The 12,888-nt window shown below is 68.2% G+C and carries 10 protein-coding genes; 5 read left to right on the top strand and 5 right to left on the bottom strand.

From position 1 onward, the window contains the following. Positions 1–10 precede the first annotated feature (10 nt). From dgoD to AB0J16_RS24685, 4 genes are read right to left on the bottom strand one after another with little or no spacing between them, the layout of a single operon-like run. On the bottom strand, positions 11–1,159 hold the full coding sequence (gene dgoD / locus AB0J16_RS24700) for a galactonate dehydratase (protein WP_358543480.1): 1,149 nt from the start codon (positions 1,157–1,159) through the stop codon (positions 11–13). Positions 1,160–1,164: 5 nt separating this feature from the next. Further along, positions 1,165–1,980 carry a carbohydrate ABC transporter permease gene (locus tag AB0J16_RS24695; protein WP_358543478.1) on the bottom strand — a complete coding sequence of 272 codons (816 nt, stop codon included), beginning with the start codon at positions 1,978–1,980 and terminating at the stop codon, positions 1,165–1,167. Then, the gene (locus tag AB0J16_RS24690; protein ID WP_358543476.1) at positions 1,977–2,921 is read right to left on the bottom strand and encodes a sugar ABC transporter permease; all 945 of its coding nucleotides are present in this window, start codon (positions 2,919–2,921) and stop codon (positions 1,977–1,979) included. The genes AB0J16_RS24695 and AB0J16_RS24690 overlap by 4 nt, the downstream gene beginning before the upstream one ends. Before the next feature lie 2 nt (positions 2,922–2,923). Next, positions 2,924–4,165, bottom strand: a complete 1,242-nt coding sequence (locus AB0J16_RS24685; protein ID WP_358543474.1) for a sugar ABC transporter substrate-binding protein — start codon at positions 4,163–4,165, stop codon at positions 2,924–2,926. Positions 4,166–4,347: 182 nt separating this feature from the next. On the opposite strand from AB0J16_RS24685, the gene AB0J16_RS24680 reads away from it, so the two are divergent. Next, positions 4,348–5,109 (top strand): FCD domain-containing protein, encoded by a 762-nt coding sequence (locus AB0J16_RS24680; protein ID WP_358543471.1) that lies wholly within the window; start codon positions 4,348–4,350, stop codon positions 5,107–5,109. A gap of 45 nt (positions 5,110–5,154) precedes the next feature. Here AB0J16_RS24680 and AB0J16_RS24675 read toward each other — a convergent pair whose 3' ends face one another. Further along, a complete protein-coding gene (locus tag AB0J16_RS24675) occupies positions 5,155–6,189 on the bottom strand; it encodes a LacI family DNA-binding transcriptional regulator (protein ID WP_358543468.1) in 1,035 nt (344 codons plus the stop codon). Positions 6,190–6,424: 235 nt separating this feature from the next. Here AB0J16_RS24675 and AB0J16_RS24670 point away from each other — a divergent pair, with 235 nt between their 5' ends. Genes AB0J16_RS24670 through AB0J16_RS24655 form a run of 4 tightly spaced genes read left to right on the top strand, consistent with a single transcriptional unit; the run spans position 6,425 to position 12,722 of the window. Beyond that, a complete protein-coding gene (locus tag AB0J16_RS24670) occupies positions 6,425–7,693 on the top strand; it encodes an ABC transporter substrate-binding protein (protein ID WP_358543466.1) in 1,269 nt (422 codons plus the stop codon). Then, a complete protein-coding gene (locus AB0J16_RS24665; protein ID WP_358543462.1) occupies positions 7,690–8,625 on the top strand; it encodes a sugar ABC transporter permease in 936 nt (311 codons plus the stop codon). The genes AB0J16_RS24670 and AB0J16_RS24665 overlap by 4 nt, the downstream gene beginning before the upstream one ends. Next, positions 8,622–9,449: a carbohydrate ABC transporter permease gene (locus tag AB0J16_RS24660; RefSeq protein ID WP_358543459.1), complete on the top strand. Its 828-nt coding sequence runs from the start codon at positions 8,622–8,624 to the stop codon at positions 9,447–9,449. Before AB0J16_RS24665 ends, AB0J16_RS24660 begins: the two co-directional genes overlap by 4 nt. Before the next feature lie 21 nt (positions 9,450–9,470). Continuing rightward, the gene (locus tag AB0J16_RS24655) at positions 9,471–12,722 is read left to right on the top strand and encodes a family 78 glycoside hydrolase catalytic domain (RefSeq protein ID WP_358543457.1); all 3,252 of its coding nucleotides are present in this window, start codon (positions 9,471–9,473) and stop codon (positions 12,720–12,722) included. Positions 12,723–12,888: the final 166 nt, after the last annotated feature.

Below are 12,888 nucleotides of genomic sequence, written 5' to 3'. Positions count from 1 at the left end.
GGGATCACGCTCACCATTCCGCGTAGGAACCGTCCCGGTGCCGCCAGATGGGGCCGCGCCAGGAGTGTCCTGTTTTGCCGGCGGAGCGGACCGCCTGATCGTCGACCTCGATCCCCAGGCCGGGCGCGGTGAGCCGCTCGACGTACCCGTCCACGAAAGCCAACGGGGTCTTGTCGAGGCAGTAGTCGAGCACCTCGGCGCCGCGGTTGTAGTGGATGCCGATGCTTTGTTCTTGGATGAGGTAATTCGGGGTGGCGAAGCCGATCTGCAGGCAGGCCGCGAGGGCGATCGGGCCGAGCGGGCAGTGCGGGGCGAGCTGCACGTCGTACACCTCGGCGAGGGTGGCGATCTTGCGTACCTCGGTGATACCGCCGGCGTGCGAGAGGTCCGGCTGGGCGACCGCGATGCCGGCTTGAAGGACGGGCAGGAACTCCTGCCGGCTGTAGAGCCGTTCCCCCGTCGACACCGGGATGGTGGTCGAGCGGACGAACTCGCCGATGAGGTGCGAGTTCTCCGGGACGACCGGCTCCTCCAGGAACAGCGGCCGATACGGCTCCAGCAGCGGCGCCACACGACGGGCGTTGGCCAGGGTGAACCGCCCGTGGAAGTCGACGGCGACGTCGCGGTCCTCGCCGAGCACCTCGCGGGCGGCGGCCACCCGGGCGACCACGCCGTTCAGCTCGGCGACCGAGGCGAGCGGGCTCATCTTGCCGGAGGCGTTCATCTTCACCGCGGTGAGCCCGGCCTCGACCTGGGCGGCGATGTGGTCGCGGACCTCGCTGGGCTCGTCGCCGCCGACCCAGCCGTACATCCGGATCCGGTCTCGTACCGGACCGCCGAGCAGCTGGTGCACCGGGGCGCCGAAGTGCTTGCCGGCGATGTCCCAGAGGGCCTGGTCGAGGCCCGCCACGGCGCTCGCCAGGATCGGACCGCCCCGGTAGAACGAGCCCTTGGTCAGCACCTGCCAGTGGTCCTCGATGCGCAGCGCGTCCCGGCCGATCAGCAGCTCCGCGAGCTGGTCGATGGCGGCGCGGACGGTCTCGGAACGCCCTTCGCAGGTGGCCTCACCCCAGCCGACGATCCCGGAGGCGGTCTCCACCCGGACGAAGAGCCAGCGGGGGGCGACGAGAAAGGTCTCTATGCGGGCGATGGTCGTCATGCCGGTCAGCCCTTTGTCGCGCCGGCGGTGAGGCCGGAGACCACGTACTTCTGCACGAACAAGGCGATCAGCATGATCGGTACGGTGACCACGGTGGCCGCGGCCATCAGACCGCCCCAGTCGATGCTGGCGTAGCCGACGAAGTCGAAGATCGCCACGGGCAGGGTCTTGGTGTCCGCGTCGGAGAGCACGAGCGCGAACATGAAGTTGTTCCAGGAGAAAATGAAGGACAAGATCCCAGCGGTGGCGATACCCGGTACGGACAGCGGCAGCAGGATGCGGCGGAACGCGCCGATGTGGGTCAGCCCGTCGACCAGCCCCGCCTCCTCCAGCTCCTCGGGCAGGCTGTCGAAGTAGCCCATCATGATGTAGACCACCAGCGGTAGCGCGACGAACATGTGGCTGAGGATCAGCACCCCGAAGCCGCCGACCATCTTCAGGTTGGAGAAGACGTAGTACCAGGGCACCAGCAGCGAGACACCGGGGATGACCCGGGCCATCAGCACCACCAGCGCGGACTTCCGCATGTTGAACCGGCTCATCGAGTACGCGGCCGGCAGGCCGAGGATCAGCGACGCCACGGTGGCGGCGAACGCCACCCAGAGGCTGTTGACGATGAACTCGACGTAGTTGGCCTGCTTGAGCACCTTGGCGTAGTTGTCCATGGTGGGCGAGAAGGCCAGCGCCTTGCCCGGGTCGTAGATGTCGACGTTGGTCTTGAACGACGCGGCGATCATCCACAGCAGCGGTGCGAGCAGCGAGAGCACCACGAAGGTGAGTGCCACCACCCGGAACACCCGGTACGCGGGACGGGGCTTCATCGCTTGGCCTCCTTGCGCCGGGCGGTCAGGGCCCACATCGCCCCGATGATGATCAGGAAGAAGAGGATGAGGACGGTGGAGGAGACGCCGTACTCGTTGTAGTCGAAGCTGAGGCCGTAGGCGTACACGTTCAGCGTCTCTACCTCGTGGAACGAACCGCCGCCGCGGCCCTTCGTGGCGTAGAGGATGTCGAAGGTCTTCAGCGCGTCGATACCGCGCAGCAGGATCGCCACGGTCAGCGTGGGCCCCAGCAGCGGCAGGGTCACGTGCCGGAAACGCTGCCAGGTGCTGGCGCCGTCGATGCGCGCCGCCTCCTGCGGCTCGTCCGACAGCGAGGTGAGCCCGGCGAGCAGGATCAGCGTCACCATCGGTGTCCACTGCCACACGTCGATGAAGATCGTGGTGGGCAGGGCCGTGTGCTGGCCGGCGAGCCACGGCTGCGGCCCGATGCCGACCCAGCCGAGGATCTGGTTGGCCATGCCGATGTTCGGGTCGAAGATGAGCCGCCACATCATGCCGACCGCGACCGGGGTGGCGACGAGCGGCATCAGGATGGCGACCCGGACCCATCTCTGCCCTTTGAACGGCCGCCAGAGCAGCAGGGCGATCGCCATCCCGAGGACCACCTCGAACAGCAGCGCGACCACCGTGAACGTGGCGGTCCGTCCTACGGCGGGCCAGAACCGGGCGGTGTCCGTGAAGACGTCGAGGTAGTTCCGGAAGCCCACGAACGCGCTCTCCGCCCGGACGGATCCCTCGGCGTCGGTCAGGCTGAGATAGCCGGTCCAGGCCAGGGGGAACACGATCAGCGCGGTGACGAAGGTCATCGCGGGCGCGGCGAAGAGCCACTTGCGGTGGTCATTGACCCAGCGCACCCAGCCGGGCGTATGGGAGGCGGTCGGGGCGCCGCGCGGCGCCTTGGTGGTGGTGATCGTTGCCATGCTTACTTGGCCTCGTCGTCCAGGAACTTCTGGAACGCGGCGTTGGCCGTGTCGGCGGCCGCCGCGGCGTCCTTGCCGGTGATCGCGTCGACGATCGGCTGGCCGACGATCTCGCGGGCCTCGGCAACCTTCACGACCAGCGGCCGGTCATGGCCCACCCCGGCCTTGGTGCTGGCCTTGATGGCCTCCACCAGGTCCTTCGGGAAGGTCGAGGTGCCCTGCGGGTTGGCCCAGACGGAGCTACGGGCGCCCGGCACGCCGGAGGTCTGCTGGCTGAGCGTCTGGGCCTTGCCGGTGGCCCACTCGATGAACTTCCAGGCGTTGCCCTGGTTCTCCGAGCTGGAGTTGACGCCCAGTGCCCACGACGGGATGTTGTACGGCTTCGAACCGGCCGGGCCGGCCGGGAACGGCGCGAAGCCGACCTTGTCCGAGACCTTGGACTTGGCCGGGTCGGTGGCGTTCTTGTAGAGCGAGTTGGCCTCGGTGTAGAAGGCGGCCTTGCCCTGGGTGAAGATGGCCATCGCCTCGGGCCAGCCCATGTCGGTGCTGACGTTCGCCGGGCCGGAGTCTTTGATCAGCCCGCCGTAGAAGGCGTACGCCTGCTTGGCCGCGTCGCTGTTGACCGCGGCCTTGCCGCTGCCGTCCACGAAGTCGCCGCCGAAGCTGTAGAGGAAACTGGAGAACTGGGTGACCGCCGGCGACTTGCCGGTACGCGCGACGAAGCCCGCGACGTCCGGCTGGGCCGCCTTGACCTTGGCGGCGGCGGCCTTCAGCTCGTCGAGGGTCTTCGGCGGGGCGCTCAGGCCGGCCTTGGCGAGCAGGTCCTTACGGTAGTAGAGGACCTCCTGCTCGGTGATGATCGGGACACCGACCGGCTTGCCCTCGTAGGTGGTGGCCTCCACCGGGCCGGCCTGGAAGTCGCTGAAGTCCCAGTCCTTGTTGGCCTTCACCTGCTCCGACAGGTCGGTCAGGTACTTGTTCTTGGCGAAGAGCTTCCCCTCCTGCAGGGGGCGGTACATCATCACGTCGATGTCGGCTGAGCCGGCGTTCAGCTTGACGTTGTACTGATCGGAGAGCTGGTCCTCGCCGAGTTGAGTGACCTCGACCTTGAGCCCGGTCTGCTTCTCGAACTCGGGCAGGCTCTTCTTGATGTTCTCCGTCCACACGTGGTTGGCCAGGGTGACCCGGACCGTCTTGGACGCACCGCTGTCGTCACCGCCGCCGCCACAGGCGGACAGGCTCATGGCGACAACCACGGCCAGAGAAGTACTGAATATCGATCGACGTTGCACGTCATCTCGCCTTTCTGTCATGGCCGCCGCCCGGAAGAGCGCCACACTCTCGTAACATCGGCTTAATTCCGGGATGCTAGGACAAAAAAGCGGATTTATTCAAGAGCTGGCCGTCAACTGATATGCTTTATGCCGTGAATCAGTCCTCCCCAGAGGGTGCCCCACCCCAGCCCTCCCCTCCCGAGACTGGGCTACACGCACGCGTTCTCGACCACCTCGGCACCGCCATCTGCAGCGGCGATGTGGCCGCCGGTTCCGTCCTGAACATCGACGACCTGGTCGACCGCTACCAGGTCTCCCGCTCGGTGATCCGCGAGGTGCTGCGGGTGCTCGCATCCATGGGGCTCATCGAGACCCGGCGCCGGGTCGGGATCATGATCCAGCCCGCCGTGGGGTGGAGCGTCTTCGATCCGCAGGTGATCCGCTGGCGGCTGGCCTCGGCCGGGCGGATGGCGCAGATGCGCTCGATCACCGAGCTACGGACCGCGATCGAGCCGCACGCCGCCTGGTTGGCCGCCGAGCGGATCGACGACGACGAGGCGAGCGAGCTGGTCGGCCTCGCGGGCAAGATGTGGGCCGCGGGGAAAGCCGGCGATGAGCCGCGCTTCCTCAACCTGGACATCGAATTCCACCGGCGGGTGCTGGCCGGCTCCGGCAACGAGATGTTCGCGAAACTGCAGCTGATCGTCGCCGAGGTGCTGGCCGGCCGGCATCACTACCACCTGATGCCGCACAACCCGGACGAGAAGGCGTTGCAGCTGCACACTGACGTGGCCCAGGCGATCCAGCGGCGCGACGGAGAGCGGGCCCGGGAGGCCATGGTGGGGATCATGGAGCAAGGGTTCGCCGAGATGAAGTCCATGTGGGAGCAGGCCGTCGAACCAGGCGGCGCCTGACGGCGCCCGGAGGACCATCCCCTCGCACAGGCGACACGGAACGTCTCAGCCACCAGGTGCGGCGGTCGAGCCGCGGATGACCAGGCTGGGGGTGACGGAGAAGCGGACCGCCGAGGTGCGGCCCTGGATGCGTTCGAGCAGGAGCCGGCCGGCGGTGCTACCCATGACGGCTCCGTCCTGATTGACGCTGGTCAGCGCGATGTTGGGCAGCGCGGCCGGCTGGGTGTTGTCGTAGCCGGCGACCGAGAGGTCCCGCGGGACGGACAGTCCGGCCTCGTGGACCGCGGCGAGCGCGCCGAACGCCGCCTGGTCGGCGCCCGCGAAGATCGCCGTCGGGCGCGGGGAGCGGCTCAGCAGCTGGCGGGCGCCGTCGTAGCCGCCCTGCTCGTGGTAGTAGGTCTTCGCTATGGCGATCTCGTCGTCGAGCCCGTGCTCGCGCATGACGCGTTCGTAGGCTTCGGCCCGGATGACGTGCAGCAGGTCAGAGGGCCGCGCGTTGCTGTTGTCCTGGTGGGTGATGTGCGCGATGCGGCGGTGCCCGAGTTCGATCAGGTGGCGTACGACGAGCTCCGCGCCGACGTCGTCCTCGTCGAACACCGAGTCGTAGAGCGCCGACCGCTCGTGGCGGGCCAGCACCACGGTGGGCACCTCCTGCGCCACCTCCTCCAGCCGGGCCCGGCCGGCGAGCGGGGCGACCATGATGATGCCGTCCACCTGCCGGTCCACCAGGGCGTCGACCGCGTGCTTCTCGACCTTACGGGTGACGCCGCCCTGGATCATGATCGCCTGGTAACCGGTGTCGGCGAGCTGCTCCATGAGGCCGTCGAGGATGTCGGCGAAGAACGGGTTCCTGATGTGCGGCAGCATCAGGCCGACGGTGAAGGTGCGCCCGCGCATCCCCCGGGCGGCCGCCTGCGGCCGGTAGCCCAGTTCCTCGATGGACGCCTTGACCCGGTCCTTCATGGCCGGGCTGACGCCATAGGCGTTGCGGATCACCTTGGACACCGCTGTGACGGAGACCTGGGCGTGGCCGGCCACATCGGCGATCGTCACCCGTCGCCGTCGATTGTGCGCGGCCAATGGGACTCCCTTCACGAGCGAGATCCCATTCTACGAGCTCGATCCGCACGGGTAACGTTACCCATTTGATCAAGCGAAACACAGCAAGTCAGGTGGTAACAAGTGGGAAGCGTTACTCAAATACGCTCTTGACGCTGTCTCAGGCAACGCCTACGTTAACTCGCATCGGGGGGCTGTTAAAACGTTTCAACCAACCCGGAGGGGCGTTGTGAAGACCTCTCACCTGGGAGCGGCGATGGCCGTTCTCGCGATGGCGGCCCTGACCTCATGCGGGTCGGGCTCCGAGCAGGCCGCCGACGGCACGGTCACGCTGTCGTTCATGACGGGTAGCGACCAGTCGACCGTGGACACGACCAAGGCACTCGCCAACGCCTTCATGCAGGCCAACCCCAAGATCAAAATCGAGATCGAGACGCAGCCCGGAGGCAGCGAGGGCGACAACATCGTCAAGACCCGGCTCTCGACCGGCGAGATGACGGACGTGTTCTGGTACAACTCCGGGTCGCTGCTCCAGGCGCTCAACCCGGCCCAGACGCTGGTCGACCTCACCGGCGACCCGGTGCTGGCCAACGTCCAGCCCGACTACCTGCCGGTGGTGACCCAGGGCGGCCACGCGTACGGCGTGCCGGCCAGCGCGGCCTCCGGCGGCGGCATCCTCTACAACCGCAAGGTCTACGAAAAGCTCGGCCTCCAGGTGCCGAAGACCTGGGCCGAGTTCATGGCCAACAACGACAAGATCCAGGCGGCCGGGATCACGCCGGTGATCTCCACCTTCAAGGACTCGTGGACCTCGCAGCTGTTCGTGCTGGGCGACTTCTACAACGTCCAGGCCGCGATGCCGAGCTTCGCCCCCGGCTACACCGCGGGCAAGGTCAAGTTCGCGACCACCCCGGCGGCGCTCGCGAGCTTCCAGCACCTGGCCGACGTGCACGCCAAGGGCTACCAGAACAAGGGCTTCGGCTCGGCCACCTTGGACCAGGGGCTGAAGCTGCTGGCCGACGGCAAGGGCGCGCACTATCCGATGCTCACCGCGATCCTGCCTCCGGTGCTGAAGACCAGCCCGCAGGCCGCCACCGACGTCGGCTTCTTCGGCATTCCGGGCACGGACGCGGCCAAGAACGGCGCCACCGTCTGGGAGCCGCCCGCCCTCTACATCCCCAAGACCACCAAGAAGCTGGAGGCGGCCAAGAAGTTCCTCGCCTTCGTCGCCTCGCCCGCCGGCGCGGACGCGGTCACCCAGGCCGTGCAACCGACGGGGCCGTACCGGGTGAAGGGCGCCAAGCTGCCCGACAACGCCATCCAGGCGGCCAAGGACGTGCAGGCCTACATCGACAAGGGCGCCACCTCGACCGCGCTGGAGTTCGTCTCGCCGATCAAGGGCCCGTCCCTGGAGCAGATCACCGTCGCGGTCGGTTCCGGTCTGACGGCTCCGGCCGAGGGCGCCGCCCAGTACGACAAGGACGTGGAGAAGCAGGCCAAACAGTTGGGCCTCCAAGGGTGGTGACCAAGCAGCAGGCCGGGCCCCGCTCGGGGCCCGGCCCTGCCCTCGAGGGCCGGCCCGCCCGGGCCGACCGCCGCAGGCGGCACGCGGCCTACCCGTACGCGCTGTACCTGCCGGCCACCGTCGTCTACCTGGTGATCTTCGCTGTGCCGACGGTGATGGCCTTCTACTTCGCGCTGACCCGCTGGACGCTGTTCGACAGCACCTTCGTCGGCCTGCAGAACTTCCGCGACTTCCTGGCCGAGCAGAACCTGCGCATCGGCTTCCAGAACACGATCTTCTACGCCGTCGTGACCAGCGGCCTGAAGGTCGTGCTCGGGCTGCTGCTGAGCGTGCTGCTGACCTCGAAGCTGCGGCTGCGCGGCTTCCTGCGCTCGGTGGTGTTCTTCCCCGTCCTGGTCTCCACGGTCGCGGTCGGCATCACCTTCAGCGTCCTGCTCAAGCCCGACACCGGCCTGGTCAACCGGGTCCTGGCCCTGGCCGGGATCGACGGCGGCGACTGGCTCGGCGACGCCACCACCGCGCTGCTGTCGGTGGCCCTGGTCGACGTGTGGAAGGGCGTGGGCCTGGCCACCGTGATCTACATCGCCGGCATCCTGTCCATTCCGCGCGACTACTACCAGGCAGTGGCCGTGGACGGCGGCAACGCCTGGCACCGCTTCCGCCACGTCACCCTGCCGCTGAGCTGGCCCGCCACCTACTCCGTGATCATCCTGTCGTTCATCGGCGGCCTGCGCTCGTTCGACCTGATCTGGACGATGACCCGCGGCGGCCCCGGCTTCACCAGCGACACCATCGCCTCGATCATCTACAAGCAGTATCAGGCCGGCTTCTTCGGCCTGTCCACGGCCGGCAACGTGCTGCTGTTCCTGGTCGTCTCCGCCATCATCGTCCCGCTCACCTGGTTCCTGGGCAAAAGGCAGGTCGCCGTATGAGGGCGCTGAGAAGGTTCGGCGCCGAGGCTATCGCGCTGGTCCTGGCGACCGTGTTCTTCCTCGTCCCGTTCGCCCTCATGCTGCTGACCGCGGTCAAAGACCCCACGCAGGCGCTCGACCTGGACTTCGCCTGGCCGGCCAACTGGCGGCTGGTGGAGAACTTCACCGAAGTGATCGAAGCCCGCGACTACGTGCTGCTGCGCGCCTACGTCAACAGCACGGTCCTGACCGTGGTGTCGGTCGCGCTGATCGTGGTCTTCGCCGCCATGGCCGCCTTCGTGCTGCAACGGCGGCCCGGGAAGGTCGGCTCGCTGGCCAACTTCCTGGTGCTGTCCGGGCTGATCATCCCGCCCGCGATCGTGCCGACGATCTGGCTGCTGCAGGCGTTCGGCCTGTTCAAGACCATGCCGGGGCTGATCCTCGTCGAGGTGGCGTTCGGGCTGTCGTACGCGGTGCTGCTGTTTCGCGCGTTCATCGCGGCCATCCCGCGCGAGCTGGACGAGGCCGCCATGATCGACGGCTGCACCGGGCCCGCGCTGTTCTTCCGCGTGATCTTCCCGCTGCTGCGGCCGGTCACCATCACCGTGATCCTCACCAGCTCGGTGGCCATCTTCAACGACTTCGTCAACCCGCTGTACTTCCTGCCCGGCGACGACAACGCCACCGTGCAGGTCACCCTCTACAACTTCCAGAGCCAGTACAGCACCCAGTGGAACCTGCTGTTCATGGACATCGTCCTGATCACGATCCCGCCGCTGCTGCTGTTCGTCTTCTTCAACCGCAAGATCGTCGCTGGGATGACCGCCGGCGCCATCAAGGGATGACCAAGATGAAGGGAGTGACCTGTGTCCCGATTACGTCGCCGGATACGTACGCTCGCGAGCCTGGGATTCGCCCTCGCGCTCTCGCCGCCTCTAGGAACTCCGGCGAGCGCAGCACCTCTGGTCCAGGTGGTCGACCTGAATGTGGACGGCAGATACGACCAGCCTCTCGGCCTCGACGACCCCACCCCTTCGGTGGGGTGGCGGATGAAGGAGACTCGGCAAGCCACCACGCACCCCTGCTATCGGCCGCCCGCACGAGCCGCGTGTCCGGGTGACGCGCAGACCGCCTATCAGGTCCAGGCCGCGACCAGCGACGCGAACCTCCAGCAGGGCGGGCTGATCTGGGACTCCGGCAAGGTGAACTCCGCGGTCCAGACCGGCGTCCGCTACGCCGGTCGGCCGCTGGGTTCGCGGCAGCGGGTGGTCTGGCGCGTCCGCGTGTGGGACGCCGACAAGAAGCCGTCGGACTGGAGCAAGCCCGCCTCCTGGGAGATGGGCCTGCTGCGGCAGAGCGACTGGGGGGCGGCGCGCTGGATCGAGTACCCAGGCCGGACGGAAACCCAGCCCATGCCGATCTTCGCCCGCCAGTTCGGCGTCGACCGCGGGAAGCAGGTGGCCGGTGCCCGTCTTTACCTGTCCGGCGTGGGCCTGCAGCTGCCGACCCTGAACGGTCACCGGCTCAGCGACGAGGTGCTCGCCCCTGGATACGCGAACTACCAGCTCTCCAGTGAGTACCGCGCCTATGACATCACCGATCACCTGCGCGCCGGAGCCAACACCCTCGGCGTCCGGCTCGGCAACGGCCCCGCCTATGTGCGGCGCGGCGTCACCAACGCGGCCGTCGGCCGCACGGCCCCGTACTCGTGGTGGCAGAGCCAGCTGAAAGGCGCCGGCGCTCTGGCCGCCGACGCCGGGGCCGGTGCCACGACGGTGAAACTGACCGACGTCGCCAACTACCACGTCGGCGCCACCATCAACATCGACACCGGCGACGGCGGCGACGACCTCGAATCCCGTACGATCACCGCGATCGGTTCCGCCGGCGCCGACGGGACGGGAATCACCTTCACGCCAGGGCTGGCCAAGGCGCACGCCTCCGGTGCGACGGTGACCGGCTCGGGCAACAACATCGCCGCCAGCGACGCGAGCGCCGGCGCCGCCGTCACCCCGCGCATGATCGCGCGGCTGGACATCGTCTACCGCGACGGGTCCACGGACGTCATCGTCTCCGACCGCGGCTGGCGCACCGCGCTCGGCGCCCTCGTCACCGACGCCTGGTACTCCGGTTCGGACTATGACGCACGGCGCGAGCAGGTCGGCTGGGACCTGCCGGGCTCGGACCTGTCGGCCACCGCCAAGCGCCGCGACGGCTCGGCCACCTCGTGGGTGAACGCGGGGATCGCGCCGCCCCCGAACCTCGCCACCCGGCTCGTCGCCCGCGCGGCGGAGCCGGTCAAGGCGGTCGAGACGTTCACGCCGGTCTCGATGACGAACCCGGTCCCAGGCACCTGGGTGTTCGACCTCGGCCAGAACATCACCGGCTGGCCGCAGCTGAACCTCAAGAGCACGGGGCCCGGCGGAGTCACCATCCGGATGTCCCCCGCCGAGTCGCTCGCCCCCGACGGAACCGTCGACCAGGCCTCGATCATGGGCGGAGGCGGCTCGCGGGGCCGCGACCTGTTCAACACCTACACCACGGCCGGACTTCGTGGCGGGGAGACCTGGCACCCCGACTTCAACTACTTCGGCATGCAATGGATCCAGGTCACCGGCCTGCCGGAGGGCTACACCCCGGCCAAGGACCTGGTCAAGGGCATCCGTTTGCAGGCCGCCACCCCGGTGGCGGGTGAGGTCACCACCTCCAGCGCGCGCGTCAACCGCATTCACCGGATGGCCCGATACTCCTTCGCGTCCAACATGATGTCGGTGTTCACCGACTGTCCCGGACGGGAGAAGCTGTCCTACCCGGCCGACTACACGATGCCGATGGGCGCCATCCATCGCGATTACCAGCTCGCCGCCTACCTGCGGACCACGATCCGGCACCTCGTCGAGGGACAGTCGATCGCCGACACCCCGATGCGCGGCAACGTGGCGTTGAAGACCCCGGTCTACGACTGGGGCTACAGCGGACGTTTCGGCGACGAGATCAACTGGGGCGACGCCATCATCCTGGTCCCGGCGCTGCTGTACGAGCTGTACGGCGACACCTCGACGATGGCCCGCTACTACGACCAGATGGTGGCCTTCGCCGACTACATCCAGCGTGAGAAGGCGGGAACGGGCGAGGACGCGCACATCGTCGACGCCGCCCTCGCCGACTGGGTCGCGGCCGACCAGACCTCGGGCCGGATCACCGGCACCTGGGGCTACTACGTCATGATCACGAAACTGGCCACGATGGCCGGGCTGACGGGTCACACCGACGACGCCGCCCGCTACCAGACACTCGCCGGTGACATCAAGAACGCCTTCAACGCCCACTTCTACAACCAGCAGCTACGCCGCTACACCAGCGCGGGCGACGCCGGGGCCACCGGCGCCACCCAGACGGCGCAGGCGCTCGCCCTCGACACCGGGCTCGTCCCCGAGGGTGAACGCCCGGCGGTCCTCGACGCGCTGGTCGAGCTCGTACGCGCCTTCCACCCCAACGGCGACGGCCCGCACTTCAGCGGCGGCACCATCGGCATGGCCCCTACTGTCCGCGCGCTGGCCGCCGGCGGCCGCGACGACGTCCTGTGGCAGCTGTTGCAGGGCGACGACCAGCCCAGCTACGGCTTCTTCATGCAGCCCACCAGCGCCAACCCGGGCGGCATGACGACGATCGGCGAGAACTGGAATCGCGGGGCCTCGAAGAATCACATGATCCTCGCGCAGATCGAGGAGTGGTTCCACACCGGCCTGGCGGGCATCCGCGAGGCCGGCGGCTCCACCGCCTACCGGCGCCTGGTCATCCAGCCCAAGCCGGTCGGCGACCTCACCTCGGTCAAGGGCAGCTACGAAACGCCGCAGGGCGTCGCCCGTTCCGCGTGGACCCGGGGCGAGCGATGGTTCAAGCTGACGGCCGACGTCCCGGCGAACACCACCGCCGAGGTCTGGGTGCCGACCAAGAACGCGCGTTCCGTCGTCAGCCCACCTCGGGCCACATTCCTGCGGTTGGAGCGTCAAGCGATGGAGGGTCAAGCGATGGAGGGTCAAGCGATGGAGGGTCAATACGCGCTGTATGACGTCCCGTCTGGGTCCTTCACCTTCGTAGCGGCAACGGCTGGCTAATCCGTCTTCACGGCGGCGCTGGGATGGCGCGGGTGGCGAGCCGGGCGGGTCACCGTAGCTGGTCGGCCCAGCCGAGCGTGTCGACGGTGGGTCCGCCCGGCACGTACTCGCAGCCGATCGAGCCGGCGTAGCCGTGCTCTTCTCACCCTGGCGGCGCTGGTCACGC

The sequence above is a fragment of the Nonomuraea sp. NPDC049750 genome (genome assembly GCF_040659625.1).
Taxonomy (GTDB): domain Bacteria; phylum Actinomycetota; class Actinomycetes; order Streptosporangiales; family Streptosporangiaceae; genus Nonomuraea.
This window is presented reverse-complemented; position numbering and strand designations above follow the sequence as displayed.

Excerpts from the sequence above, each read along its gene's own strand:
- AB0J16_RS24695 (WP_358543478.1), bottom strand. The coding sequence starts at position 1,980 with ATGAAGCCCCGTCCCGCGTACCGGGTGTTCCGGGTGGTGGCACTCACC.
- AB0J16_RS24670 (WP_358543466.1), top strand. The coding sequence starts at position 6,425 with ATGGCCGTTCTCGCGATGGCGGCCCTGACCTCATGCGGGTCGGGCTCC.
- AB0J16_RS24660 (WP_358543459.1), top strand. The coding sequence starts at position 8,622 with ATGAGGGCGCTGAGAAGGTTCGGCGCCGAGGCTATCGCGCTGGTCCTG.
- AB0J16_RS24690 (WP_358543476.1), bottom strand. The coding sequence starts at position 2,921 with ATGGCAACGATCACCACCACCAAGGCGCCGCGCGGCGCCCCGACCGCC.
- AB0J16_RS24685 (WP_358543474.1), bottom strand. The coding sequence starts at position 4,165 with ATGAGCCTGTCCGCCTGTGGCGGCGGCGGTGACGACAGCGGTGCGTCC.
- dgoD (WP_358543480.1), bottom strand. The coding sequence starts at position 1,159 with ATGACGACCATCGCCCGCATAGAGACCTTTCTCGTCGCCCCCCGCTGG.